At 71.4% G+C, this 25,999-nt stretch carries 22 protein-coding genes; 9 read left to right on the top strand and 13 right to left on the bottom strand.

Annotation, left to right across the window (positions count from 1 at the left end; all coding sequences use genetic code 11):
* Positions 1–58: 58 nt before the first annotated feature.
* The 8 genes from ACFYYW_RS01975 to ACFYYW_RS01940 all read right to left on the bottom strand — a co-directional run bounded on the left by ACFYYW_RS01975 (position 59) and on the right by ACFYYW_RS01940 (position 10,735).
* Positions 59–1,312, bottom strand: a complete 1,254-nt coding sequence (locus tag ACFYYW_RS01975) for a hypothetical protein (protein ID WP_387643918.1) — start codon at positions 1,310–1,312, stop codon at positions 59–61.
* The gene (locus tag ACFYYW_RS01970) at positions 1,309–1,827 is read right to left on the bottom strand and encodes a SigE family RNA polymerase sigma factor (protein WP_364344464.1); all 519 of its coding nucleotides are present in this window, start codon (positions 1,825–1,827) and stop codon (positions 1,309–1,311) included. Before ACFYYW_RS01970 ends, ACFYYW_RS01975 begins: the two co-directional genes overlap by 4 nt.
* 225 nt (positions 1,828–2,052) lie before the next feature.
* Positions 2,053–5,679 (bottom strand): carbohydrate-binding protein, encoded by a 3,627-nt coding sequence (locus ACFYYW_RS01965; protein ID WP_387643916.1) that lies wholly within the window; start codon positions 5,677–5,679, stop codon positions 2,053–2,055.
* A complete protein-coding gene (locus ACFYYW_RS01960; protein ID WP_387643914.1) occupies positions 5,679–6,644 on the bottom strand; it encodes a Gfo/Idh/MocA family protein in 966 nt (321 codons plus the stop codon). Before ACFYYW_RS01960 ends, ACFYYW_RS01965 begins: the two co-directional genes overlap by 1 nt.
* On the bottom strand, positions 6,641–7,615 hold the full coding sequence (locus ACFYYW_RS01955) for a Gfo/Idh/MocA family oxidoreductase (RefSeq protein ID WP_364416007.1): 975 nt from the start codon (positions 7,613–7,615) through the stop codon (positions 6,641–6,643). Before ACFYYW_RS01955 ends, ACFYYW_RS01960 begins: the two co-directional genes overlap by 4 nt.
* Positions 7,616–7,632: 17 nt before the next feature.
* Positions 7,633–8,484, bottom strand: a complete 852-nt coding sequence (locus ACFYYW_RS01950; RefSeq protein ID WP_387643910.1) for a carbohydrate ABC transporter permease — start codon at positions 8,482–8,484, stop codon at positions 7,633–7,635.
* The gene (locus ACFYYW_RS01945; RefSeq protein WP_387643907.1) at positions 8,481–9,449 is read right to left on the bottom strand and encodes a carbohydrate ABC transporter permease; all 969 of its coding nucleotides are present in this window, start codon (positions 9,447–9,449) and stop codon (positions 8,481–8,483) included. The genes ACFYYW_RS01950 and ACFYYW_RS01945 overlap by 4 nt, the downstream gene beginning before the upstream one ends.
* Positions 9,446–10,735, bottom strand: a complete 1,290-nt coding sequence (locus tag ACFYYW_RS01940) for an extracellular solute-binding protein (RefSeq protein WP_387643905.1) — start codon at positions 10,733–10,735, stop codon at positions 9,446–9,448. Before ACFYYW_RS01940 ends, ACFYYW_RS01945 begins: the two co-directional genes overlap by 4 nt.
* 95 nt (positions 10,736–10,830) lie before the next feature.
* Between ACFYYW_RS01940 and ACFYYW_RS01935 the strand changes: the two genes are divergently transcribed.
* From ACFYYW_RS01935 to ACFYYW_RS01925, 3 genes are all read left to right on the top strand, one after another.
* On the top strand, positions 10,831–12,018 hold the full coding sequence (locus ACFYYW_RS01935) for an ROK family protein (protein ID WP_387643902.1): 1,188 nt from the start codon (positions 10,831–10,833) through the stop codon (positions 12,016–12,018).
* Positions 12,019–12,045: 27 nt separating this feature from the next.
* Positions 12,046–13,293 (top strand): alpha-L-fucosidase, encoded by a 1,248-nt coding sequence (locus tag ACFYYW_RS01930; RefSeq protein ID WP_364416179.1) that lies wholly within the window; start codon positions 12,046–12,048, stop codon positions 13,291–13,293.
* Positions 13,294–13,394: 101 nt separating this feature from the next.
* Complete coding sequence (locus ACFYYW_RS01925) at positions 13,395–13,937, top strand: hypothetical protein (RefSeq protein ID WP_387643899.1); 543 nt, start codon at positions 13,395–13,397, stop codon at positions 13,935–13,937.
* Between the two features lie 54 nt (positions 13,938–13,991).
* Here the strand turns inward: ACFYYW_RS01925 and ACFYYW_RS01920 are convergent, their stop codons facing one another.
* On the bottom strand, positions 13,992–16,613 hold the full coding sequence (locus ACFYYW_RS01920) for a BTAD domain-containing putative transcriptional regulator (protein ID WP_387643897.1): 2,622 nt from the start codon (positions 16,611–16,613) through the stop codon (positions 13,992–13,994).
* Between the two features lie 278 nt (positions 16,614–16,891).
* On the opposite strand from ACFYYW_RS01920, the gene ACFYYW_RS01915 reads away from it, so the two are divergent.
* On the top strand, positions 16,892–18,322 hold the full coding sequence (locus tag ACFYYW_RS01915) for an endo-1,4-beta-xylanase (protein ID WP_387643894.1): 1,431 nt from the start codon (positions 16,892–16,894) through the stop codon (positions 18,320–18,322).
* Positions 18,323–18,374: 52 nt separating this feature from the next.
* Here the strand turns inward: ACFYYW_RS01915 and ACFYYW_RS01910 are convergent, their stop codons facing one another.
* The gene (locus tag ACFYYW_RS01910; RefSeq protein WP_387645481.1) at positions 18,375–19,250 is read right to left on the bottom strand and encodes a LysR substrate-binding domain-containing protein; all 876 of its coding nucleotides are present in this window, start codon (positions 19,248–19,250) and stop codon (positions 18,375–18,377) included.
* 127 nt (positions 19,251–19,377) lie between these two features.
* Here ACFYYW_RS01910 and ACFYYW_RS01905 point away from each other — a divergent pair, with 127 nt between their 5' ends.
* Together ACFYYW_RS01905 and ACFYYW_RS01900 are read left to right on the top strand one after the other, a co-directional pair.
* Positions 19,378–20,547, top strand: a complete 1,170-nt coding sequence (locus tag ACFYYW_RS01905) for an alpha/beta hydrolase (protein WP_387643892.1) — start codon at positions 19,378–19,380, stop codon at positions 20,545–20,547.
* Between the two features lie 143 nt (positions 20,548–20,690).
* The gene (locus tag ACFYYW_RS01900) at positions 20,691–20,909 is read left to right on the top strand and encodes an EF-hand domain-containing protein (protein WP_352324672.1); all 219 of its coding nucleotides are present in this window, start codon (positions 20,691–20,693) and stop codon (positions 20,907–20,909) included.
* A gap of 31 nt (positions 20,910–20,940) precedes the next feature.
* On the opposite strand, the gene ACFYYW_RS01895 is transcribed toward ACFYYW_RS01900, so the two are convergent.
* Entirely contained in the window at positions 20,941–21,258 is a 318-nt protein-coding gene (locus tag ACFYYW_RS01895; RefSeq protein ID WP_387643889.1) for a hypothetical protein, read from the bottom strand.
* Between ACFYYW_RS01895 and ACFYYW_RS01890 the strand changes: the two genes are divergently transcribed.
* Positions 21,232–21,519, top strand: a complete 288-nt coding sequence (locus ACFYYW_RS01890; RefSeq protein ID WP_387643886.1) for a helix-turn-helix transcriptional regulator — start codon at positions 21,232–21,234, stop codon at positions 21,517–21,519. The two genes, ACFYYW_RS01895 and ACFYYW_RS01890, sit on opposite strands and share 27 nt — an antisense overlap.
* 42 nt (positions 21,520–21,561) lie before the next feature.
* Here the strand turns inward: ACFYYW_RS01890 and ACFYYW_RS01885 are convergent, their stop codons facing one another.
* Complete coding sequence (locus tag ACFYYW_RS01885; protein WP_364416013.1) at positions 21,562–22,086, bottom strand: hypothetical protein; 525 nt, start codon at positions 22,084–22,086, stop codon at positions 21,562–21,564.
* A 48-nt stretch (positions 22,087–22,134) separates the two neighbouring features.
* Between ACFYYW_RS01885 and ACFYYW_RS01880 the strand changes: the two genes are divergently transcribed.
* Positions 22,135–23,337, top strand: coding sequence for a hypothetical protein (locus tag ACFYYW_RS01880; protein WP_387643884.1), 1,203 nt, complete (start codon positions 22,135–22,137; stop codon positions 23,335–23,337).
* A gap of 217 nt (positions 23,338–23,554) precedes the next feature.
* Positions 23,555–24,229, top strand: a complete 675-nt coding sequence (locus ACFYYW_RS01875; RefSeq protein WP_387643882.1) for an alpha/beta fold hydrolase — start codon at positions 23,555–23,557, stop codon at positions 24,227–24,229.
* Between the two features lie 204 nt (positions 24,230–24,433).
* Here ACFYYW_RS01875 and ACFYYW_RS01870 read toward each other — a convergent pair whose 3' ends face one another.
* The gene (locus ACFYYW_RS01870) at positions 24,434–25,996 is read right to left on the bottom strand and encodes a sensor histidine kinase (protein WP_387643880.1); all 1,563 of its coding nucleotides are present in this window, start codon (positions 25,994–25,996) and stop codon (positions 24,434–24,436) included.
* Between the last annotated feature and the right edge of the window lie 3 nt (positions 25,997–25,999).

Genomic DNA, 25,999 nt, shown 5'->3' with positions numbered 1-25,999 from the left:
ACAAGACAGGCCGTCGCCGGCCCTGCACCGATTCGGTGTCGACGCCGACTCGCGCTCGTCAGCCGCTGGGGAAGCCGGGCACCGAGACGCTGCCGCCCCACGGTGGCAGCCGGTAGGCGCCGAGCTTCCGGATCTCGCCGGTGGTCACATCGATGGCGTAGGCCGTGTCCCCCAGGTCGGGCCACCGGTCGGAGCCCGGATCCCGTACGGCGCCGCCCAGGGCCAGGACCTCACGCTCGTTGAGCCAGTACCCGAGCCGGTGCGGGCTCAGCTGCCGCGGCCGGTCGAGCTTGACCGCGGATCTGACCTGGCCGCTCGCCCGGTCCACGGTGACGACCTTGTCGTACGGCTCGCCGTTCGTCACGGTCTCCCCCGGCGCCGACGGGCCGGTCAGCATGGCCACGGTCGTGCCGTCCGGGCCGACGGTTCCCGTCAGCGACAGGGTCTTCGGGTCGGCGAAGACCGTCACCTTGCCGTCCGAGAGCACGCCGAGCCGGCCTCGCTCGTGCTCCACGACCATGGGCACGCCCTCGTCGGCGGGATTGAGGGAGTGCCAGCCCTTGGGCACCTCCTCGACGACCCGCCCGCTCTCCACGTCCACGACGACCTCGGGGACGCCGGCCAGGTTCAGGCCGAGCCGGCGCCCGTCCGGCGAGAAGGTGATCACCCCGCCGCCCTTGACCATGGTCGTGCGCCTGACGACCTGCGGGATCTCCCAGACCTGACCGGTGCCGAGCTCGCGGACGGCGAAACGCTCGCGCTCGGACGCGTAGTAGGCGATGCGGCGTCCGTCGCGGGAGATCGCCAGCGGGGCGGCGGTGTTCATGTAGTTCTTCTTGCTCTGGTCGGTGTAGACGCTCAGCGCGTCGGCGACCCGGTACCGGGTCCCGTCCTGCAGGACCACCTTCCACTGCAGGCACGTCTCGTCGGCCACCGGCGCGTTGTCCTGGCCGGGCTTCCACGCGTCCTGGCAGAAGTCGTAGTAGGCGTAGCGCGCCGGCCCCACCCCGGACGCGGGCAGGACGGCGCGGACGGGGACGAGGTCCTCCGGCGACGGCGTCGGCCGCGCGGGGATGCCGCGGAAGGTCGGAGCGGACGAGGGCGTCCCGCTCGTGACGGCGCCGACGTCGGCGGGCCCGCCGGGATCGACGAGCAGGGTGACGGCCAGCGTCAGCGCGGCGACGGCCGCGACCGCGGAGCCGCTGATCAGGGTCGTTCGGGTACGCCGGGCGCCGCGCAGCGCGACCTCGGCGAGATCGACGTCGGGCGCCTGCCGGGCGATCGCGTCGAGCTCGTCACGGAACCTCGTCATCGCGGCACCTCCACCGGATCGATTTCGGACAGCAGATCGGCCAGTTCGGGCGCGAGGACGCGCAGGCGGCCCAGGGCGTAGTGGGTCTGGCTCTTGACCGTGCCAGGTGAACAGCCCAGCGCTTCGGCGGTCTCCTCGACGCTGAGGTCCTCGTAGAAGCGCAGCACGAGGACGGCGCGCTGGCGTGGAGTCAGCCGGACGAGCGCCTGTTGCAGGACCATCCGGTGCAGCCCGGCCGACTCCGGATCGTAGGCCGGTTCCGGCGGGCTGCTGGTCAGGATGTCCGTTCGTCTGCGCCGCAGCCAGGACACGTGCTCGTTGACCAGGGCCCGCCGGGCGTACGCCTCCGGGTTGCCGTCCTTGGCCAGCTTGGGCCAGTGCCTGGCGATCCGGGTCAGCACGGTCTGCAGGAGGTCCTCAGCCCGGTGGGCGTCTCCCGTGAGCAGGTACGCGGTGCGCATCAACGCCTGCTGGCGGGCGCTGACGAACTCCCTGAATCCCTCATATTTGTCCATGCGACTCCTTCCGCCCTAATGAACGCGGGACGCCGGAAGCCGGTTGGAGACGATCCACGTCGAGCGCGTGCCGGCCGCCGGGTGGGCGCGCTCATGGTGGTGCTGGAACAGCCCGCAGATCAGCGGCGAAGGCCGCCCCGGCCGAGCCGGCCCGCCCGGCCGGTGCGGCCAGGGGGCCGGTGCGGCCGGGCGTTCGGGCTGGCCGGGGCGGCCGGGCGGGTAGGGTCAGCCCTTCGTGCGGACCGTGGCCGACAGTTCGATCGGGAGGGTCGTGCCGTCGGCGGCCAGCGGGCGGACGGTGAAGGTGTAGCTCGTGCGGCCCCGGAGCCCGGTGACCCGAGCCGTCGTCCCCGTCACCCGCATGACCTCCGTGCCGCCGTCGAGGACCGCGTAGCCGGTGGCGGCCGGCACGGACGGCCAGGTCAGGGTCACCGACTTGGCGTTGACGTTGCCGACCCCGAGTTCGGCGCCGTTCCACGTGTTGGGCGTCTCGACCACGAACGCGTCGATGATGAGGAACTTGTCCGCGCCGTTGACGACCTTGATGGTGTGATCGCCCATCGGCAGCCCGCTGAGCTGGAACACCCGCTGGGCGGCGAGCCGTACCGGGGAGTCGCAGTCGACCGTGGCCTTGAGCTTCCCGTCGACGTAGATGTCGATGGTGCTCATGTCGGAGTAGCGTTCGGACAGCAGGCTGATGCCGGTGCCGGTGAAGGGGAACTCGACGGCCTGCCCGGCGCGCCAGCCGGCGTGCACGTCGTCGTCGTGGTCGCCCAGCCCGCGGTCGGGGCTGTAGGTGAAGTCGTCCTCGGGGTAGACGATGCGCTTGTCGGTGTCGTTGACGTAGGTGAGCAGCACCTTCGGGTCGGTGACGGTGATCTTGTGCTCGCCGGAGAATCCGTCGTGGATCGCGGTGATCGTGGCGGTGCCCCAGGTGCGGGGGGTGACGAGACCGTCCGCGTCCACGGTGGCGATCGACGGGTCGGAGCTCTTGAAGGTGACGCCCTCGGTGACCGGCGTGCGGGTGCCGTCCGCGCCGACCGTCGCGACGGACAGCCGGGCGGGCTCGCCGACCTTGAGGGTGCCGGCGCCCGTGACGTCGAGTGCCTTGATCGCGGCGGTGGAGGCGGTGATGGTGAACTTGTCGAGCTTCAGCCCGCCGCCCTCGCTGACGATCCGGAGGGTGTGCAGGCCGGCGGTCATCTTGCCCCAGGTCGTCACGTTCGCGTCATCGGACTTGGGGACGAAGACCGTGGTGCGGTCGCCGTCCACCTCGAACCTGAACGTGGTGTCCTGGGCGGCCGAGCCCTTGAAGGTCACCTTGTACATGCCGGTGTTCGGGACGAACACGTTCTCGTAGCGCAGGTAGTCGTTCGGGTCGATGCCGCCGACGACGCCGTCCTTCGTGACGACGCCGGTGTCGGGGCCCTTCCAGTTCCACTCCTGGTCGGTGTTCCACTGCATGGTCCAGTGCTCGGCCTCGACGGTCTGCTCGGACGTGCCCTGCAGGTCGAGCCGCAGCCAGTTCCACACGACGCCGGCGCTCGCCTCGATCCAGACGACCTTGACCGAGTGCTCGCCCGCGGTCAGCGGCAGGACGAAGTCCTCGGTCCGCGGGCTGAGCATGCCCCCGGTGGGGCGCAGGCTCAGCGGTCCCGTGGCGTCGGCGCCGTCGATCTCGACGCGGAACTTCAGCGGCTTGTCGTTGACGGTCGAGTAGCGAAGCTGCAGCAGGTACTTGCCGTCGGCGGGGACGCTGACGGCGTCGAAGCGCGACCAGTCGCCGGTGTCGATGGAGGTGACGCCGGGGGTGCCGTCGTCGCTGTCGGCGAGGTCGGTGTTCTGGGTGCCCTGCTGCCCGGTGGCCGACTCGGCCTGGAGGGTGATCGACTCGGGCCGTTCCAGGGTGAACCGCATCCAGTTGAGGAAGAACCAGCGCCCGTCGGGCCGGGTGAGCTTGATCGTGTGACGGCCCTCGGTGAGCGGGATCCGCCGTTCGAAGGTCCGGTAGGTGTTGTAGCCGCCGGAGTCCGGCACCTTGACGGTGGTGACCTCCTTGCCGTCGACCTCGAACTTCAGGTGGTTGGCCTCCTCGGAGGAGGCCCGGAACTCGACCCGGTAGGTGCCGGTGGCGGGCACGTCGACGTTGTCGTACTCGGCGGACTCGCCGGCCGCGTCCATGTAGAGCGCGCCGAGGCCGCCCTCGGGCGGGGTCTCGACGCCGTAGGCGCCGACGGCCGCGGTGTAGTCCTCGTTCTGGACGGTGAACTGCGTCAGCGGGGTCGTCGGCCGCCCGGCCGGTACGGCTCCCGCGGCGACCCGGACGGCGCCGATCGGGTAGACCTTGTCCTTGCCGCCCGGCATGGCCAGCTCGATCCGCGGCTTGCCGTCCTCGCCGAGCATGGCGACGGCCACCTCGTAGGAGCCCGCGGGCAGGTCGGCCGGGAGGGTGAAGGCCGAGTTGATCTGGCGGACGTCGCCCTTGAAGAGCTTGGTCTGGTCGAGGGTGGCGTCGGTGCCGCGCCACACGACGTGGCCGGTGGTCTTGTCGGTGAAGCGCACCTCGACCGGGTAGCGCCGGGGGCTGAAGCCCACCGCGTTGTTGGTCCAGGTGTGCGAGATGCGGAACTCGCCACCGGGCTCGACCTCGGTGTCGTAGGTCGCGGTGGGCATGAGGAAGCGGTAGCCGGTGAACCGCGCCAGCGTCTCGAACCACTCGCCGTAGGCGTCCTTCATCGGCTGCCAGTTCGCGAAGCCGGTGTTGTTGATGCCCTGGAGGTTGGAGTGGTACCCCTCCAGCGAGTTCTTCACGAACAGGCGGGGGTTGTTCAGCATGATCGTGGGGTTGTCCCAGTTGGAGCCCTCGGACACCTGGATCATGTCGCGGCGGAGCCTGCGGTTGACGTAAGGGGCCTGCGCGGTGTCGCCGTAGTTGTGCCAGACGAAGCCGGCGTTGACCGTGTCGGACCGCACGCCCCAGTTGTCGAACGTGGCCGCCTTGTCGTAGCCGTACACGCTGAACCGCTTGGCCTGGGTGTCGGCGTCGGGATCGTTCTTGTTCACCTCCGCGCCGGCGTTCTGCATCATGACCATCGACTTGTCGAACGCGTCGTCGTAGATCTTGAGGATCGCCCGGAGCGTCGAGACGCGGGTGGCGTTGTCGGGCCACGGGAAGTTCATCGCGTCGTTCCAGCCCGACCACTCGCCGAACAGCGAGAAGGCGCGCAGGTCCACCCACGCCACGCCCGGGTCGCCGTCGTAGCGGCCGGCGAAGGCGTCCACCGCGCGCTTGAGCCGGTCCAGGTAGATCGGGTTGTGGTAGATCGGCTGCTTGGAGAAGTAGTTGTTGTACGGCGCCATCCGGAAGGGCACCCCGGCCTTGTCGAACAGCCAGGCCGGCGGGTACTCGTACGGGAACACGCCCGGGTCGTTGACGATGTCGGGCGCCTCCGACATGAGCAGCTGGAACTCGACCGTCTTGCCCTGCTCGTTCACCCGCTTCATGAACGCGTCGAGGCGGTCCCAGACGAAGACGCCGTCGTCGGGCTCGAAGTCGGCCCAGGCGATCTGGAGCCGCACCACGTCGGCGTCGGCGGGGATCTTCTTCCTGCCTTCGATGAAGTCGGTGATGCCCGGGTCGTCGGTGAAGGTGTAGCCGGGCGTGCCGGGCGTCCTGTGGGTGTTCACGTCGAACGCGGTGCCGGTGTACGGGTTGCCGTGCAGGATCTCGTGGGTGTCGGAGAAGGTCACCGTCGTACGGCCGGCGGCCGGTTCGGCGGCGGAGGCGGCGTGCGCGGGCGCCACCAGTAAGGCGGCGGTCGTCGCGGTGACGCCGAGGAGGTGGCGGATCATCAGAGCTCCAGGGGGACGGGGGCGGCGGCGAGCAGGGAGCGGTAGGCCGCCTCGACGAGGGCGACGGTCCGGTGGCCCGCCCTGGCGTCGGGCTGGCGGGCCTCGCCGTCGCGGACGGCGTCGAGGAAGGCGCGGATGAGCAGGTCGTCGAGCGGCGCGCCGTACCCGTGCGCGAGGGGGCCGCTGTTCCATCCGGTGAGGACCCCGGAGAAGGGCGCGATGTCGGCCACGCCCTCGGTGCCGATCACGGTGAGGGTGACCAGGTCGCCGGTGTTGGGCCGGCCGGGCGGGCGCGACCAGGAGCAGTCGATGGAGGCGATGGTTCCGTCGCGGTAGCGCAGGGAGACCAGCCCGGCGGTCTCGACGGCCTTGCCCGGGTTGGGGATGGAGTTGGCGATCGCGTAGACCTCGGTCGGGTCGTCGTCCAGCAGGTCGGCGAGCAGGTCGGCGACGTGCACGACGTGGTCGGTCAGGGCGCCGCCGCCGCTGCTGGCCGGATCGGTGAACCAGTCGCGGGTGGTGGGGACGCCGCCGCAGTTGGTGGCCGCGATCGACACGATCCGGCCGAGGTCGCCCCGCCGTACCGCGGCCCGGAGGTCGGCGTAGGCCGGCGCGAAGCGGACGGGGAAGGCGGTCATGAGGACGGTCCCCGCCGCGCGGGCCGCCTCCAGCATCTCGGTGGCGTCGGCGAGCGAGGTGGCGAGCGGCTTCTCGCACAGCACGTGCACGCCCTCGGCGGCGGCGCGCAGCGCGAACTCCCGGTGACGCGTGTTCTCGGCGCAGATCACCACGCCGTCGGGCCGCCAGGCCCACAGGTCGTCCTCGGTGGCGAAGACGGTGACGCCGTCCGGGACGCCGTCGTGGCCGTCGGCGTAGGCGCCGATCTCCACGTCGCGGCAGCGCAGCAGCGCGGCGGCGTACTCGGCGGCGTGCAGGTGGGCGAAGGAGAGCAGGGCGATCTTCATGCGGCTTCCAGGGGCTTGAGGTCGACCGGCCGGCCTTCGGCGGCCGAGCGGGCGACGGCGTCGGCGATGCGCATGGCGGCCAGGCCGTCCAGCGCGGTGACGCGCGGCGGGACGCCGGTGGCGACCGAGCGCACGAAGTCCTCGATCTCGGCCCGGTAGGGGCTGGTCAGCGGGGAGAAGGGGGGCAGGATGTCGGGCGCGGGCACGGCGTCGCCCTGGTAGCGGTAGGGCCGGCGCTCGTCGGAGTCGGCGTGCAGCAGCCCGTGCGAACCGGCCACCTCGAACAGCGTCCTGAACTCGATCGGCGCGGTGGTCCAGGTGGCCGTCAGCACGGAGATCGAGCCGTTGGCGTGGGTGAGGAACGCCTGGGTGCTCTGGCTGCCGCCGACCGCGTGGGTGCGGGCGAAGACGCGTTCGACCTCTCCGCCGATCCAGCGTGCCACGTCGATGTCGTGGATCATGAGGTCGAGCAGCACGCCGCCGGAGAGCGCCTCGTCCAGGAACCAGCCGCCGGCCGGGCTGCGGCCCTGGCGGGTGTGCCGCTGCACGGCGACGCTGCCGATGTCGCCGCGGGTGACGGCCCGGTGCAGTTCGGCGTACTCGGCGAAGTAGCGGACGACGTGCGCGGGGAAGAGCGGGACGCGGGCGTCGGCGAAGCGGGCGACCAGGTCCTCCGCCTCGGGGAGCGTACGGGTCAGCGGCTTCTCGCAGATCGTCGGCAGGCCGTGACCGAGCGCGGCGAGCGCCAGTTCGTAGTGGGTGTGCGTCGGCGTGCAGATGTCGACGACGTCCGCCGCCTCGAACAGGGCGTCCAGGCTGGGGACGGTCCGGCCGCCCCCGTGGCGCCGGATCAGCGCCTCGGCGTCGTCGGCGATCGAGTGGACGACGACGTCGTGGCCGAGGTCGAGCCAGGCCGGGAGGTGCGCGTTGGCGATGCCACCGGCGCCGATGAGTCCGACCGTTGCGTGCATGGGAGTTCCGTTTCTTGTCATTTGCCGATGCCCTGCGTCATGCCGTTGACGATGCGGCGGCCGAACCAGAGATAGGTCGCGATCATCGGGAGCACCACGATGACGACGCCGGCGAAGAGCCCGCCCCAGTTCGAGGTGTACTGCATGTTGGAGTAGAAGTTGAGCAGGGCGACGTTGAGGGTCTGCGCGCTCTGCTCGGGGACGAGCATCAGCACGATCACCGTCTCGTTCCACAGGCTCAGCGCGTTCAGCACGGCCACGGTCGTGATGCCGGGCTTGGCCAGCGGCACCATGATCTGCAGGAACGTGCGGAACGGCGACGCGCCGTCGAGCGCGGCCGCCTCCTCCACGTCGCCGGGCAGCGAGCGGAAGTAGCCGATGAGCACGAAGATGCTGAACGGCAGGCTGAGCACGACGTAGAAGAGCGTGACGGTGATCCGCGTGTCCCAGGCGCCGGTGACCCAGTCGATCATGAACCGGGACAGCCCGGCCCCGATGAGGACCATGGGGACGGCGAACGCCTGGAACGGGATGCTCATGCCCACCGCGAAGAAGGTCGCGACCGGACCGCTGGAGCGCCCGCCCAGCCGTGCCACCGCGTAGGCGGCGGGGATGGACAGCGCCATGATGAGCGCGACGGACACGAGGGTGAGGACCACCGAGTTGGCCGCGGCGGCGCCGAGTCCGGAGTCCGACCAGGCGGTGGCGAAGTTCTCCCACATCCAGGCGGCGGGCAGGCCGGCCGGGTTGTCGAAGATCTCCCGCGAGCTCTTCACCGAGTTCAGCACGACCCAGACCACCATGCCGACGTTGAACAGCGCCCAGCCCCAGATCAGGGCTCTGATCAGGGCGAGCCCGGCGCGGATCACGCCAGCTCCAGTCGTTCGCGCCGCTGGATCCTGCGCGACAGGACGATCAGGACGGCGGTGATCACCGTCATCACGATCCCGATCGCCGCGGCCTCGCCGAGCTGGGCCAGTCCGCCCTCACGGCCGCCGGTGACCCGGAGGTACTGTTCGACGGCGAGGGTCCTGGCCTCGGGGGGCGGGGTGCCCGCCGTGCCGACGAAGGCGATGACGATCTCGAAGGTCTTGATGCCGGCAATCGCCCAGAGCGAGGCGGCGATGGCCAGCATGTCCCTGGTCAGCGGGAGCGTGACGTGGCGGAACTGCTGGAGCTCGCTCGCGCCCTCGATCCTGGCCACCTCGTAGTAGCTCGGCGGGATGCCGTCGACCGCGGACATCACCAGCACCACGTAGAAGCCGGCCGCGCTCCAGACCACTCCGGCCATGATCACGTTGAGGATCAGCTCGGGGGCCAGCCAGGGCTGGCGCAACTCGGACAGGCCGAGGGTCCCCAGCACGGTGTTGATCAGCCCGTCCGGGTTGAACAGGAACGAGACGGCCAGGCCCACGGCGATGGGCGAGATCATGAAGGGCAGGAAGACGGCCGCCCGGATGAACGCGCCGCCGCGGGCCGCACGCAATACGATCATGGAGGCGCCGGCGATGAGGAACAGCGCCAGGCCCACGAGCAGCGTCAGGGCCAGCGTCTGGACGAACGAGGCACGGAACAGCTCGCTCCCGGCCATCGACACGTAGTTGGCGAACCCGACCCAGGACAGCTCGGTCCCCAGCCCCGACCACTCGGCGAAGCTGAGCACGACGCCGAACAACGACGGCAGCACGAAGAAGACCAGGTAGGCGATCAGTGCGGGAAGCAGCATCGGCAGGTACAACCGGCGGCGCTCGTCCTGGAGCGCGCCGCGGGACACCTTGGCCCGCCTGTCCGCGGACGGCGCCCGCGGGGCGGTGTCGGACACGGTCACGGTCATCCGTTCATGGCGGCGGTCTTCGCCTTGCCCTCGGCCAGGAACTCCTCGGCGCTGAGCTTGCCGGCGACGAACTTGTCGTCGAGCGGGAGGAAGACGTCGGCCAGCCACTTGGGCTGCACGGTCGAGACGCCGTCGCCGTCGAGCGTGACCTGCTCGGCGTCGCGGATGGACGCCTGCAGCTGCTGGAGCTCCACCGGGGCGGGCGAGTCGGCGCGCGAGGGGATGTTGGCCGCCTCGGTGCCGATGCGGTCGATGTACTTCTTCTGCATGGCGAAGGCCAGGAAGTCGGCGACCGCCTTCTGGTTCTTCGACCTGGCGTTCACGCCCCAGCCGAGCGCGCCGACCGTGGCGACCGAGCCCTTGGCGGGGTCGACCGGCGGGAAGGCGATGATGCGGGGCTTGACCGCGGCGGCCCGCAGCGAGGCGGTCTCGCTGCCGAGCCAGGAGCCGTTCAGGATGAAGCTGTGCTTGCCGGCCGCCCAGGCGTTCTGCGCGGCCGGGAACTTGGTGGCCATGTGGTCGGGTTCGAAGAGGTCGGCCTTCACCAGCGACTCCAGCGCCTTGGCCGCCCGCTTCACCTCGGGCAGGTCCCAGGCGGCCGGGTCGGCGGCGAGCTTCAGCAGGATGCCGGGGCCGGCCGTGGACAGCAGCATCTGGTGGATCCAGAAGGAGTTGTAGGCGTTGACCGAGCCGTCGAGCGCGATCGGCGCGCGGCCGGACGCCTTCTCCTTCTTGGCGATCTCCAGCAACTCGTCGAACGACTTGGGGGCGAAGTCGGGATACTTGGCGGAGTCGTACCACAGGCCGATGGAGAAGACGCTGTGCGGGACGAAGCCGTACCCCTTGTCGTCGCTGATGGCCTTGAGCACGCTCTTCGGCAGGACTTCCTCGACGGTTCTGCCCTCGCCCGGGATCGTGGTCCGGAAGATCGGGCCCATGTCGCCGAGCACGCCGGCGGCCCGGAACTCGGCGGTGTGGTCGATGGCGGTGTCGAAGAAGTCGGGACCGGCTCCGGTGGCGACCGCGTTCTTGACCTGCTGCTCCTGGCCCTGGGCGAGCCACTGAACGTCGATCTTGACGCCGGTCTGCCGGGTGTAGTCGGCGATGACGCTCTCGAACAGGTTCGCCTGCGGGGTGCCCTTGGCCCACTTGCCCCAATAGAGGAGGCTCGCGGGCTGGGCGCCGGCGGACGCCGACGGACCGGCGTCCTGGAGCTTCTGGCCGCACGCGCCGAGGGCGAGCACGGCGGAGGCGCAGGTGGCGACGGCTATGGCGCGATTGCGCATGGATGGTCCCTTCTTGCTGGGAGGCACGGTTGGCAATAATAAATACACTTTGTGTTTTAATGGAAGACGTCCAAGGAAACGAAAGGGCCACGTGAGTGCTGATCGGACGTGAAGCGAGCCTGCTGCGCCAGCCCGTCGGCCAGTCGCGCCTGCGCCGCCTCAACTCGCTGGCGGTGATCGAGGCGATCCGCGCGGAGCCGCTCACCATCCCGGCGATCGCCCAGGTCGCCGGGCTGTCGAAGACCGCGGCCGACACGGTGGTGGGCGACCTGGTGGCCCTCGGCTGGGTGACGAGCGTCGAGCCCCTCTCCCCCACCGGGGCCGGGCGCCCGGCCAACCGCTACCGCTTCAACGCGGAGGCGGCCGTCGTCGCCGGCATCGACATCGGCCAGCACACCACCCGGGCCGAGCTCGCCGACCTGAACGGCGAGGTGCTGGCCACCCGCTCGATCACCGTCTCCGCCGCGGACCCGCCCGAGGCCGTCCTGGCCGACGCCGTCGAGGTGGTCGACCAGCTCCTCGGCTCGCAGGGCCGCGGGCGCGCCGACGTGTGGGCGATGGGGGTGTCCGTGCCCGCCGTGGTCTACCAGGACGTCGTCACGCGCGGCCTCGACGACTGGGAGGGGCTCAACGTCCGCGCCGCCTTCGCGGAGTCCTTCGAGTGCCCCATCGCCGTCGAGAACGACTCGAACCTCGCCGCGTTCGCCGAGGCGTGGAAGGGCAGCGCCGCCGAGGCCGGTTCGATGGTCTACGTGCACTCCGGCAACCGCACCGGGGCGGGGGTCGTCCTGAACAACACCGTCGTGCGGGGCGCGAACGGCGCCGCCGGCGAGATCGGCGCACTGCCGCAGATGGGCTGGGAGCATGCCCAGCAGCACCTGCACGACGTCGAGCTCACCGACGGCCGGCGGGTCAGCAGGGAGGGCGTGTTCGACGCCGCCACCGCGGGCGACCCGCTGGCCGTGGCCGCCGTCGACCGGTTCGCCGACGTCATCGCGATCGGCATCGCCGCGCTGGTGCTCACCGTCGATCCCGAGATCGTGGTCGTCGGCGGCGGCAACGTCCAGGCGGGCGACACCTTTCTCGACCCGCTGCGCCGTCACGTCGAGAGGCTGTGCACCGTACGGCCCGCGCCCCCGATCGTCCCCTCGGCGTTGAAGGACCGCGCGTCGATCACCGGCGCGGGCGGCCTGGCCGCCACCTCGGTCATGGAACAGCTCTACGCCTCGGCCCTGGGCGGCAAGACGCTCTCCAGCGCCTCGACGCCGCCCTGGAAATGGTAAGAACCGGAGAAGGATCCCCCCGTGCCCATGCAGCCCTGGTTTCCCGACGCCAAGCTCGGCATCTTCGTCCACTACGGCCTCTACGCCGTCGAGGGAGTGGCCGAGTCCTGGTCGTTCTACTACGGCGACATCTCCCGTGAGGCCTACCTGGCCCAGCTCGACGGATTCACCGCCGACGGTTACGACCCCGCGGCGTGGGCGGAGCTGTTCGCCCAGGCCGGAGCCCGGTACGCCGTGCTCACCACCCGGCACCACGACGGCTTCGCGCTGTGGGACAGCGCGTACGGGGAGCTGAACGTCACCGCCTCCCCGGCGGGACGCGACCTGGTCGGCCCCTTCGCGGACGCGCTGCGCGAGCGCGGGCTGAAGGTCGGGCTGTACTACTCGCACTCCGACTGGAACCACCCCGACTACCCCAGCGTCCGCGGCCCGCAGGCCCACCCGAGCCCCTACGTGACTCCCCCGGAGGGGCAGGAGGACCCGGCCGCGTGGGCCCGCTACCTGGCCTACCGCGACGGCCAGGTCGACGAGCTGGTCGAGCGCTACCGGCCCGACCTGCTGTGGTTCGACGGCGAATGGGAACGTTCGGAGGAGCAGTGGGGCATCGACGCCCTCGCCGACCGCATCCTCGCCGTACAGCCGCGGACCGTGCTCAACGCGCGCATGCTCTCGCGCGGCGACTACGCGACACCGGAACAGGGCGTCCCCATCACGCCGCCCGACGGCCCATGGGAGCTGTGCCTCACCGTCAACGACAACTGGGGTTTCCGCCCGCACGACACCAACCACAAGCCCGTGGGCCACCTGGTCCGCTACTTCACCGAGACCATCGGCGCGGGCGGCAACCTCCTGCTCGACGTCGGCCCCACCGCCGACGGCCGCATACTCCCCGAACAGGCCGACCGCCTGAAGGGCCTCGGCGCCTGGATCGACCGGCACGCCGAGGCGGTGTACGGCACGACCGCCGGGCTGCCGGCGGGCCACCACTACGGCCCGAGCACGCTGTCCGCCGACCGCAGGACCCTGTACCTGGTCTGCTTCGACCCGCCCCGCGACACGGTGACGGTGCGCGGGCTGCGCAACACCGTCCTGCGGGCCAGGGTGGTGGGCGCCGACTGCGAGCTCGGGCACTCGATCACCGGAGAGCTCAACGGCGTGCCCGGCGTCCTGTGGATCGACGCGCCGCCCGCGCACGCGATCGACCCGCACGCCACGGTGCTCGCCCTGGAACTCGACGGCGAGCTGGACCTCTACCGCGGCAGCGGCCGCGACTAGCCATCACGGACCGAGGGGGCGCCCGGCAGGAGCGGGCCGTTCGAGCGGGCTCCAAGTGCGTTGCAGCCGAGCCACAAGCGGGCGTCCCTAGCCTCTGGATCATGTTGACGACCCTGGTGGTGACCGCCTCCCTGCTGTTCACCGGCGCACCCGCGCAGAGCGCGGCGACCAAGCCGCTGACCTTCCGTGGCATGACGCTCCAGATCCCCGCGACCTGGAAGGTCGGGAAGGAGGACAGGTGGGGCATCCACGTCAGGACCGGCGGCTGTGACCGGCTCGCCGTCGAGTGCCGTGGGTTCTACCTGGTCGGGCCGTTGGGCATCTCCCTGGCCCGGCACGGCAACCCGTACGACCCCGATGAGCCGTACCACCCGGGCAACGGGCTCGCGAGCTGCGCACCGGACAAGCGCTACATAGAGGACTTCCCCGGCAAGCTCGTCGTCCGCGGCGTCCGCCCGGTCGGCGCGGGCCACAAGGCGACCTACCGCGTCTGGCGCGTCGGCTGCTCGACGCAGTCGGCCAAGCGGACCGGCGTGTCCTATCAGGAGCGGATCTGGCACCTGCCCAAGTCGAAGATCCTCGTCTTCGACCAGTGGAGCGACAGCCGGCTCGGCCCGGTTCTCCAGCGGGCGACCTGGCGCTGAGCCCGCCGGTCGTGGTGCGCGCGTCCGCCCCGGCCGGCGGATTCCGGTCAGCCGTCAGCTGGTCAGGCGGGCCTTGAGCCGGGCGGCCGACGGGTGTCCGAGCTCTTCGAGGAGGGCCAGCGCCTGCCGCCGGGCGTCGGCGGCGGCGTCCCCGAGGCCCGTCCCGTCCAGGGAGTCGCCGAGGCGGACGAGGGTGTCCGCCTGGTGGTAACGGTCGCCGGCCTCGCGGAACAGCTCGACGGCGCGCCTGTACCAGGAGACGGCCTCCTCGTGGCGGCCGAGGAGGTGGCTGGCGTAGCCGAGGCCGTCGCAGGAATTGGCCTGGCCGAGCCGGTCTCCGAGCCGCTGGTGCAGGTCGAGGGCCTGCCGGCAGTGGCCGAGCGCCCCTTCCTGGTCGCCGAGCTGGGCGTGGAACCAGCCGACCAGGTTGAGCTCGCGGGCCTGCCTGGTCAGGTGGCCCGTCGTCCGGTACATGGTGAGGGCCTGCGTGGCGTGGCCGAGGGCGTCGCGGTGCCGGCCCGGCATGCCGTACAGGGCGGACAGGTTGCCGTGGGCGCACGCCTGCCCGAGCCGGCCGCCGGCGCGCCGCGCGGCGGCCAGCGCGGCGGTCCGGACGGCCAGCTGCTCGTGCCGCATGCCATGGCGGTCGAGGAAGTCGGCGACGGCCCAGGCCAGCTGCCAGGCGTGGGCGTCGAAGCCCTGGGCGGCGGCCTGACAGATCACCGCGACGAGCACGGCGCTCTCGGCGGTGAACCAGGCCAGCGCCGCCCGCTCGTCCACCGGATCCTCGCCGGCCGTGCCGCCGCCGGGCGGCGTGCGGGGGATCAGGTCGCGCCGGGGGTTCAGCCCCAGGGCCGCGGCGTGGGCGGCGTGCAGGTAGTGGTCGAGGAGCCGGCGCGTCGCGGCGCGGCGCTCCGGCTCGTCGGCGAGTTCCTGGACGAGCTCGACGGCGTGGGCGCGCAGCAGGTCGTGGAAGGTGTAACGGCCGGGGGCGTGCTCGGTGAGCAGGTGGGCGCGGCACAGTTCGGCCAGCAGCGGACGGGCCCGCTCGACCGGCAGGCCCGCGAGGCCGGCCGCGGCCGGCAGGGTGAGGTCGGGCCCGGGATGCAGGCCGAGCAGCCGGAACATGCGCCCGGCCGCGGCGCTGAGCCCCTGGTGGGACCAGGAGAAGACGTGGCGGAGCTGGGTGCCGTCGGCGTCGAACGCGTCCAGGCTGTCGTGCACGGCGGGCAGCTCGCCGGCGATGGCGGCCAGCGGGAAGCCGGGGTGGATGGCGGCGCGGGCGGCGATCACGGCCAGCGCCAGCGGCAGCCGCGCGCACCGCTCGATGATCTCGGCCGTCGCGCCGGGCTCGGCGGCCACCCGGTCGCCGCCCAGCCGGCGGGCCAGCAGCTCCCGCGCCTCGGGCACGGACAGCAGGTCGAGCCGGAGCGGGTGCGCGCCCTCGGCGGCGACCAGGCCGGAGAGCTGGTCGCGGCTGGTCACCAGCACCAGGCAGCCGGGCGCGCCGGGCAGCAGCGGGCGGACCTGCTCGGCGTCGCGGGCGTTGTCCAGCACGATCAGCATCCTGCGCCCGGCCAGCAGGCTGCGGTACAGCCCGCTCTGGGCCTCGATCCCGGCGGGGACGCGGCCGGCCGGCACTCCCAGGGCGTCCAGGAAGACGCGCACGGCTTCGACCGGCGTCATCGGCTGCCCGCTCTGGTCGAAGCCGCGCAGGTTCAGGTAGAGCTGGCCGTCGGGGAACCGGTCGCGTACGCGGTGGGCCCAGTGGACGGCGAGCGCGGTCTTCCCCACGCCGGGGGCGCCGGTCACGGCGGCGACGACCAGGGCCGTGGGCTGTTCTGCGGCCCCGGCGAGCAGGCCGTCCAGCCTGGCCAGCTCGGCGTCGCGGCCGGCGAAGCCGTACACGCCGGGGGGCAGCATCGCCGCGACGTGCCCTGACGACTGTGCGGCCGGGACGGCGCCGGCCTGGGAGCGCAGCAGGACGTCGTGCAGGCGCCGCAGGTCGGCGCCGGGGTCGAGGCCCAGTTCGTCGGCCAGCCGCCGCCGCAGCGCCCGGTAGACGTCGAGGGCGTCGGCCAGTCGCCCCGAACCGTGCAACGCCCGCATCAGCAGCTCGACCAGGGACTCCCGGTAGGGGTGCTGCTCCACCAGCGCCAGCGCCTCGGCGGTGACCTCGTGATGGCGGCCCAGCGAGAGCTCCAGCGTCAGGCACTCCTCCACGACAGCGAGCCGGCGCTCCTGCCAGATCCTGGCCGCGCCCTCGAAGGGCTGGCCGCGGATGCCGGCCAGGAAGGCGCCGCGCCACAGCGACAGCGCCTCGCGGTACCCGGCCACGGCCCCCGCCGGGTCCTGGGCGGCGGTGCGGCGCGCCGCGGCGGCCAGGGCCTCGAAGGCCCGGGTGTCCAGGCCGTGCTCGCCGGGTTCCAGCAGGTAGCCCGCGCGCTGCGTGGTGATCAGGCCGGGGGCGGCCCCGGCGTCGACCAGCTGCCGGCGCAGCCGGGTGACCAGGTCCTGGATCTGCCGGCGGGCGGAGGCGGGCGGCTCGTCCCACACGACGTCCACGAGCTGGTCCACGGTGACGACCCGGCCGGCGTCGAGCAGCAGCGTCGCCAGCGTCCTTTCCTGCCGTGCCCCCTGCAGCACCACCGGGCGGTCGCCCACCCGGACGTCCATCGGTCCTAAGATGCCGAACCAGGCCGTGGCCATCACGCTTCCCCCTTGATCTTCGAGCGCCAGTGTAGAGACCCGGGGGACGCGGCGGCGAGGCGAATTCGAGGAGCGAACGAGGACGGGCCGCCCTAGTGTCATGGGCCTGGTGGGGGGACCAGCCCCGCACCGCGCTTCGCCACGGTCCCGGTGGACGACGTGCCCCCTCACACACGACGAGCTTCTCGGCTCGTGATCCGATTGCGAAAGTAGAGATGAAACTGTCCTTTTTGTCCCTCGCCGGTATGAGCGCCGTACTGCTCGGCGTCGTGGCGACGGCCGTCATCCCCGCCTCCGCCGCCGAGGAGACCCTGCGTACCGTGGCGGCGGCCCGCAACCTGCGCATCGGGGCGGCCGTCAACGACCGCGCCCTGGAGAGCGACAACGGCTACCGCGACAAGCTCAAGTACGAGTTCAACAGCGTGACCCCCGAGAACGCCATGAAGTGGGTCAACGTGGAGCCCGAACCCGACGTGCACACCTGGGCCAAGGCGGACGCCGTCGTCTCCTTCGCCCAGGAGAACAAGCAGACGGTCCGCGGTCACACCCTCGTCTGGCACGGCGGCCTGCCCACCTGGGTCAGCAACGGCTCACTCAGCGACCAGGAACTGCGCGCCGCGCTCAAGCGGCACATCGAGACCACCGTCAGGCGCTACGCCGGCCGGGTCGCCGTGTGGGACGTCGTCAACGAGGTCCTCGCCGAGGACGGCACCCTCAGGCAGTCGATCTGGCTCAAGCGCCTGGGCCCCGGCTACATCGCCGACGCCTTCCGCTGGGCCCACGCCGCCGACCCCGCGGCCAAGCTCTACATCAACGACTTCAACGCCGAGTGGAGCAACGACAAGCGGGACGGCCTCTACAAGCTCGTCCACGACCTGCTCGCCCAAGGCGTGCCGATCGACGGCGTCGGCTTCCAGACCCACGCCATGATCGCCGACCCGATGCCCGCCACGATGCCGCTGACACAGCTCAAGAACACCCTGCAGCTGTTCGCCGGGCTGGGCGTCGACGTGGCCGTCACCGAGCTGGACGTCCGCCTCAAGCTGCCGGTGGACGCGGCCAAGCTGGCCGCCCAGGGCGAGGTCTACCGCCGGGCCGCCGAGGCGTGCCTGGCCGTCGACCGCTGTGTGTCCCTGACCATGTGGAGCCTCACCGACAAGTACTCGTGGGTGCCGTCCGGGGTTCCCGGCTGGGGTGCGGCCCACCCTCTGGACGAGAAGCTGGCCAAGAAGCCCGCCTACCTCCAGCTGCGGTCCGGGCTGACGGACCGGGACTTCACCTCGACCGCCGTCGCGAGCCACTCCGGCAAGTGCCTGTCGTTCTCCGGCACGCAGGTCGTCCAGGCGGCGTGCGGGACCGAGCAGCGGCTGCTGTTCCGCCGCGTGGCGACGAAGACCTACCAGATCTCCGACCCGTCCGGAGAGCAGTGCCTCAAGGTCGGGACCCCGAGGGCGGGGATCCAGTACAGCCTGACCCGCGCCTCGTGCGCGCCCCTGCTCAGCGACTACCGGTTCGAGCTGCGTCCGTCGGGGGACGGGCAGCAGATCGTGTCCCTCAGCAACTCCAGGTGCGTCGCCGCCGCGGACCGGAGCACCGCCGCGGGAGCCGTCCTCGAACTGGTGCCGTGCTCGGGCACCCCGGTCTGGAAGCTGGCCGACATGCCCGGACACCCGTAGCAGGCTGTTCCGCGATCAGCTGACCAGGAACGAGGAGGCCGTGGCGCCGGCGTCACGGCCTCCGGGTGTCGGCCGCCGCTCGGGCGAAGGCGCGGACGAGCGGCGTCTCGCTCGCCGTACGCCAGGCGAAGGCCCACTGGCACGGAGGGGCGTCGCGGATCGGCACGAAGGCGAGGCTGGGCCAGGGGTAGAAGGTCGCGGCCTCGGTGGTGACTCCGGCGGTGGCCTGGCTCGAGGCGACGGCGCTGAGGGTCTCCTGCCAGGTGGTGACCTTGTGCCCGCGGCGGACGGGGCGTCCGGAAGGGGTGTGGTAGGGGTTGAAGATCTCCTCCATGCAGGAGGGGATCGACCGGCCCTCGACCACGGTGCAGTCGCCGAGGTCCTCCAGGCAGATGGAGTCACGTCCCGCGTAGGGATGGTCGGCGGAGACCATCAACACCACGTCGGAGGCGTACGAGGTCGGCACGACGGTCAGATCGGGCTCGCGGATCGGCAGCCACAGGTGCGCCACGTCCACCTCCCCCGACTTCAGCAGGTCCAGAGGGGAGGCGGGCTGGATCTCGCGGTGCTGGAGCCGGGCGTTCGGGTGGCGGGCGAGGAACAGGTCGAGAACGTTCTTGATCTGCGTGGAGAGCGGGCCGACCGTGCCGAGGGTCAGGGTGCCCGCGGTGCCGTCGGCGGTGGCCTGGGCGGTCGCGATCCCTTGCGTGATCTGCCGGTGGCCACTCTTGAGCGCCTGGTACAGCTGCTCACCGAGCGGGGACAGGCGGACCGCTCGGGTGGTGCGGTCGAACAGGGGCGCGCCGATGCGCCGCTCCTGCTTCTTGATCGATTGGCTGACGCGGGCGGGGCTGATGCCCAGCCGCTCGGCCGTACGGCTGAAGTGCAGCTCCTCGGCCAGCGTCAGGAAGATCTCGATCTCTCGCATCTCCACGGGCGGGCCTCCGCATTCTTCACCTCAGGGTTAAAGGACGTTACCGGATCCGTCGTAGATGCGAGGCGGCCGGGCGGGAGAGGCTGGGCGCGTTCGAAGGACGTGCGGCTGTGGAGGTTCGGTGCCCGTCGGATATCTGGTTCCTGTGGCACTCGCCGCGATCGGGACGCTGTTCGCGCTGCGGCCGCTGCCGGGGTGGAGCGCGCTCGGCCGGGTGAGCTACTTCTTCGGGCTGGCCGCCAACGAGCTACCGTTCGCGGCCTTCTTCTGGCTGCTGCTGGCCCCGACGGCGCTGGCGTTCGCCGAGGGTGACATCCGCACGGCGGGCGGCTGGGCGGTCGTCGCCCTGGCCGCCGTGACGACGATCGGGCTCACGGTCATCGCCTGCCGCGGCCTGGGGGAACGGGCCAGGATCCGGCGCGCGATGGACGCCGGCCTGGGCGCGGGCTGGCGTGCCGCCATCGACGCCGACCTCGCCGCCGGGTTGCGCCGTCGTCCGCCGTGGGCCCGCATCCTGTTCCTGCCGATACTCAAGCGACGCATGGACGTCCGCCGGGTGGCCGACCTCTCGTACGGCGACGCAGGCCGGCGCAACCTGCTCGACGTCTACCACCACCGCTCGCGGCCGTCCGGCGCGCCCGTGCTGATCCACCTGCACGGCGGCGGCTACACCGGCGGCCACAAGAACAGCCAGTCGCTGCCGTTGCTCTACCGGCTCGCTGGCCAGGGCTGGGTGTGCGTCAGCGCCAACTACCGGCTGCGGCCCCGGTTCCAGCACCCCGACCACCTGATCGACCTCAAGAAGATCATCGCCTGGGTGCGTGAGCACGGCCACGAGTACGGCGCCGACCCCTCGACGTTGTTCGTCGCGGGCAGCTCGGCGGGCGGGCACATGGCGGCGCTGGCCGCGCTCACCCCGAACGACCCCGCCTTCCAGCCGGGCTTCGAACAGGCCGACACCTCCGTGACCGGCGCCATCTACCTGAACGGCTGGTACGGCTCCTACTTCGGGCAGGGGCCCGAGTCCTCGCCACTGGCCCACATCACCGCGGACGCACCGCCGTTCCTCGTGGCCCACGGCGATCTGGACCCGCTGGTGCCCGTGGCCGAGGCCAGGCACTTCGCCGACCAGCTCCGCCGTACGTCGGCCTCCCCCGTCGTCTACGCCGAGTTGCGTGGCGGCAACCACGCCTTCGACCTGTACCACTCGGTCCGCTTCGAGGCGCTCGTCGACGCCGTCGAGGCCTTCACCGCCCGAGTGAGATCGCAGCAGCGGACACCGCGGCCTTAGCGTCGCCGCCAGGCCGCCGGCCGGCTCGTCCTCGCTTGCCGGACTGCGTGCACCCGCACGGCTTTTCGGCCCATCGTCCCTCGCCGGGGTTCGCGCTTGTGCTTCGATGTTGCTTTGTCAGCACATCGAAGGAGAGGTCACCGATGCCAGACCTTGACGACCCGGCCGCCACGTTCGAGGAGTTCGACCGCGACCGGGACGGATACATCACCCGCGAGGAGTTCGCGCTCGCCATGAACGCCCGCGGCGAGGAGGTCACCGCGGCCGAACTCGACTCGATCTTTCACTCCTCCGACGAGCACGACGGGGACGTGGACGGGCGCATCTCGCTGGCGGAGTTCCTGGTGGCCTGGAACAAGTGACGGCACACCCGCCCTGACCCGGCGGCCGGCGTCACCGGAGATGATCGGCCGCCCAGGCGCGGAACGTACGAGGGGGACGTCCCAGCACCCGCTCGACGTCAGGGGTGAGCCGGGCGTTGCCGTCCCGCGCCACCAGCCGGGAGCCGTCGACCGCGACGTCGGCGAACTCGGCATCCATCCCGGCGGCGATCAGCTGCGTGCGGTAGACCTCCAGCGGCACGTCCACCGTCTCGACGGGCCGCCCGAGCGTCTCCCCCAGCACCTCGGCCATGTCCGGGACGCTGAGCAGTTCGGGCCCGGTCAGCGTGAGGACGGATCGCCCGTGCTCGTCGGACGTCAGCGCCCGCACCGCCACCTCGCCGTCAGCGAACGTCACCTGCGCGGCCTGTTCGCCGACGCCGTCGGCCTGTCGCCCAAACGCTACGAACGCATCGAACGCGTCCGCAAAGCCCTCGCCCTCGGTCGCGCCGACGGCCCCCGCTGGGCCGACCTGGCCACCGCCACCGGCTACTACGACCAGTCCCACATGACGGCCGAGTTCCGTACGCTGATGGGCGTCACACCGGCCGCCTACTTCGAAGGCCGCCTGCCCGCCCTCCAGCCCTGCTGACACGCAGTCGCGCCGCGACGTGTCCGCGGAAGCCGGCCCGGTTCACAGTGAGCCGATGCTCAGGGTGAGCGAGCCGACGACGCCGGCCAGCCCTTGCTCGGTGAGACAGGCCAGAGGCTTCGTGCTGAACATGGTGAACGTGCCGGTCCACGGCGCTCCCTTGAACTCGCCGTCGACCACCACGCCCTTGATCAGAACGAGGCTCTCGGCGCCGTTGACGGAGACGGTGGACGTGGAGGACAGCGTGCTGGTGTTGCCGTTGTTCCACGTGATCCTCCGGCTCCCGGCCCTCGTGCCGGAGGTGCAGGAGAACGTCCCGGTGGCGGAGAAGGTCGACGTGGCCTGGGAGATGGTGGGATCACTGCTGGAGACGCACTCGATCAAGGGGGCGTTCCCGCTGACCGTGACCTCCCGGGGCTGATCGGTGAGGCCGGGGGTGTACGTCACCGTCTGGGAACCGGTGCACTTGGTGACCCCGATCGCGGCACGTGCGCCGGTCGCGGCCGGGACGAGCACGGCGACCAGCAGCGCGAGACCGCCGATCGCCATCCCCTTGAGAATCGACATTCCTCCTCCTGCCTGCGACGCGACGGCCACAGTCGGCGGCCCTCACTGTTGCGACCCGAAGAATCAGCTACTTACCGTTACCATACACAAACATTAAGTCAACTCTCCGGCCCAGGACGGCTCGCCGGTCCTGCCGCACGCATGAGGTACGGCGGCTTTCGAGAGGCAGGTCAGACAGTGGTCACACGCAGAACATTCCTCGGCACCGCCACCGCGGCCGGCGCCACGACGCTGCTCGGCGGCAACCTCCTGCCCGTCGCCCGTGCCGGCGCCTCACCGCCGGACGCGGCCGGACAACGGACGGCGCGCGACGCGATCCGTGCGGTCAACGCCGACACGCGGCGGAACTACGCCGCGCTGAAAGCCGACCTCGTCAACCACCTGAGCCCGGTCATCGTCGTCCAGAACGACCGGCGGGGTGGTTCGTACAGCCTCGTCTCGAACGGGCGGACCCTGGAGTCGCTGCACCCGGTCGACGAGATCTTCGAGCTGGCTAAGTCGATCGCCCACCTCCCGCTGGGCATCTTCACCGTCATCGCCCCTCACCTGCCCAAGCAGGTCCCGGCGTTCCAGAGCGCCAGGATCGATCCGCACGACCTGGACATGGTCGCGTTCAAGGGCCCGGGGCACGGCTGGGTCCAGCCGCTCCGGGACGTCTCCGCCACGATCAACACGGCCCGGCGGCGACTCGAATCGGCGGAACTTCCCCTCGGCCTTCAGCAGTCGTGCGCGAACATTCTCGACAGATCACGCGAATTCATCGCGGACGCGACACGAAGCCGCTCCTTCGACATGAACTCCTTCGAGGACTACTCGGGCAGCGTTTACCCGAACATCCGCACCAACATGTACTGGGCGTCCAAGGTGCAGATCGAAGGGGTCACGGACATCATGACCCGCTGGCGCGGTCAACTCGGCGCTGACGCCTGGAAAGGCCTGTACGTCGTCGTCTTCACGATCTGGACCACCTCCTCCCGGAACCAGAACTCCATCATCATCAGGAAGTTCATGGACCCGGCCCAGGCCGACAGCCACCTGATCGACATATCCACGGCCGAGCTCCCCTCCGAGCCGATCCCCGTCGCCCTGGACAACGTGGCCCGGATCGTGCAGGACAAGATCGCCGCGGACATGATCTTCTGCACCGACACAAGACTCGCCGACGCTCTCAAGGGCCCGGACGAGCTTCTGTCCGACGAGATCCTGCGACTGCTCGGCCCCGCGCCCGGCGCGAAGGATCAGACCTGCTGACGCCCTGGGCGACAGACCGGGGCTGACGGGGCGGAGTCGCCGACTGCGCGCTCGCTGATCGGTCTCGACCTCGGCTCGCGCACGTCGGAAGATACGGCCGTGGCCATCTGCGCCGAGTTGATCCGACTCCGCCGGTGGCGGCTCCGGCCGCATGGTGACCACGACCGAAGGACGCATCACCCTATGTCCCCATCGATCACATAGGAGGAGTCCCTTCATGACCACCGTGATGCTGGTCCACGGCGCCTGGCACCGGCCGAGCACCTGGACGAGGCTCCAGCCCGAGCTGCACGCCCTCGGCTACGCCACGCGCACGCCCGCGCTTCCGAGCGCCGGCGAACGTCCCACCGCGGGCATGCACGACGACGCCGCCGTGCTGGCCGGGGAACTGGCCGCGGTCGAAGGCCCGGTCGTGCTGCTCGCCCACTCCTACGGGGGCATCCCGGCGACCGAGGCCGCCACCCGGGCGGGCAACGTCGAGCGGCTGATCTACCTGGCCGCGTACCTGCCGGACCGGGGACAGTCGTTGCACACCCTCCACGGCCTGCCGGACCCCGACGACACGAGCGGCCTGTTCCCCCTCATCGACCAGCCACGCACCGCGCTCTACGGCGACCTGCCGGACGCCGAGGCCGAGCAGGAGATGAGCCGCCTGGTCAACCAGACCAGACGGTCCTTCACGGAGAAGGCCGACACGGGCGGCCGGCACGACATCCCCTCCACGTACATCATCACCGAGCGGGACCAGGCCGTCCCGCCCGTCCTGCAGGAGCGGATGGCAGCCCGAGCCACCGAGATCCGCAGACTGACCAGCGGCCACTGCCCGTTCCTGTCCCAGCCGCACCGTCTGGCCGCTCTCGTCGACGACATCGTGCGCTCCGCGGCCGGCTGACCCGGCGCGGCAGTGCAGCGAGCAGAGGGCTTCCGGCTCAGGCGGATGTGGCGGCCGGGTCGGACAGGTACGGCCGTGGGAACCGACCCGCAGTTCCGGACTGTGCCGCGGTTCGACGGTGCTCCCCTCCTACGGTCCCTGCGGATCGCCCCCCATCGCCGGACCGGGCGGATCAGGCCGCGCGCCCGGCGGGCAGCAGGACGGTCAGCAGCCAGCCGCCGTCCTCGGCCGGGCCGGCGGTGAGGGTGCCGCCGAGCGCGTGGGCGCGTTCGCGGATGCCCCGCAGCCCTTGCCCGGAGGAGGGCAGGCTGAGCGGGGCGGCGGGTGGGGGGCCGTTGCGCACCTCGACGGCCAGCCCGCCGGGCGCCGCGGTGAGCTCACCCGCACCCAGGTGCCCGCCCCCGCGTGTTTGAGGACGTTGGTGAGCCCCTCCTGGACGATCCTGGCAGCCGAGACGCGAGCCACCAGAGGCGCCCGTGCCACTTCGGGGTCGATGTCGAGCTCGACGAGCAGCCCCGCCGCGCTCATGCGTTCCGCCGACTGGCGCATCACGGTGGCCGGGTCGGCCGGCAGGTCGGGCTGCTTGCCGGGGTCACGCAGCAGATCGAGCAGGCCGCGGAGGTCTTCGAGCACCTGGTGGCCGGTGTCACGGATGTCGGTGAGCGCCTGGCTGGAGGGCCCGCCGGGGTCGGCGTAGCGGGCGGCGCCGGCCCGCAGGACCATGGCGCCGACGTGGTGGGCGACGATGTCGTGCATCTCGCGGGCGATGCTCTCGCGCTCGGCCAGCTGGTCGGCGCGCACCTGGGTCAGCGCGCGCTGTTGCGACTCCCGACGGCGCAGCCGTTCCGCCTGGCTCGCGGCCTGCCGGGCCCGCAGGTAGCGGCCGCTCGCCACGGGCGCCATGACGAGCGTCATCAGCGCCAGGACGCGCGTCGGCTGCCACCCGGCGTCGCCCATCGCGGCGGTGAAGGCGGCGACGGCGAGAACGGCGACGAGGTAGACGACGAACGTCCAGAGCCAGGAGGCCACGCGCATGGCGAACACGCCCGCGGCAGCGAGGACGAGCATGACGCAGGTGCCCGTCGCCTCCTCGAAGTACTGGTCGGCCAGCAGCATGAGGATGACCTGAAGGACGAACACCAGCCCCGGCAGCCGCCGCGCGACGCCCAGGGACAGGCCCGCGAGCACCACCACCGATGCGGTGCCCCAGACCGGGCCGCCGGTGGCGTCCCAGTCCGTCCAGGTGTTCAGGACGGCCAGGGTGAGTCCGCCGCCGGCCAGCAGCACGTCCGGAGTGACGTCGCGCTCGGGAAGGCGTCCGGCCGGGCCGCGCAGGTAGACGCCGATCAGGACGGGCACCACGACGGCTCCGCCGCAGTACCACCAGGCGTTGGCCGTGAAGGGGTGGCCCGGATCGGCCAGGTTGACCGCGGTGGTCACGCCCACGACCAGGGCCGAGCAGGACACGGTGAGCGGCCGCGCCCGGTGGGCGACGACCCCGAGGGCCGCCATGAGCAGGATCTGCACGGTGTTGACGGTGAACGCGCCGAGCTGGTCGGTGAGGACGAGCAGCCCCGCCAGGTAGCCGACCACCGCCACCGGCCACCGCCGCAGGAATCCCATGGGCGCCCCGGCCAGCACGGAGAAGGCGCCGCAGATCACCACGGGCGCCGACGCGGTCCCCCAGGTGTGCCACGTGGTCAGGACGTCGAAGCCGATGGCGGCCGTCACCAGCAGGACATCCAGCGCCTTGCCACGCCATCGCATGCG

It is taken from the genome of Nonomuraea sp. NPDC001831, from assembly GCF_042892035.1.
Lineage (GTDB): Bacteria > Actinomycetota > Actinomycetes > Streptosporangiales > Streptosporangiaceae > Nonomuraea.
The sequence above is the reverse complement of the archived record's forward strand: the minus strand, read 5'-3'. Positions and strand labels throughout refer to the sequence as shown.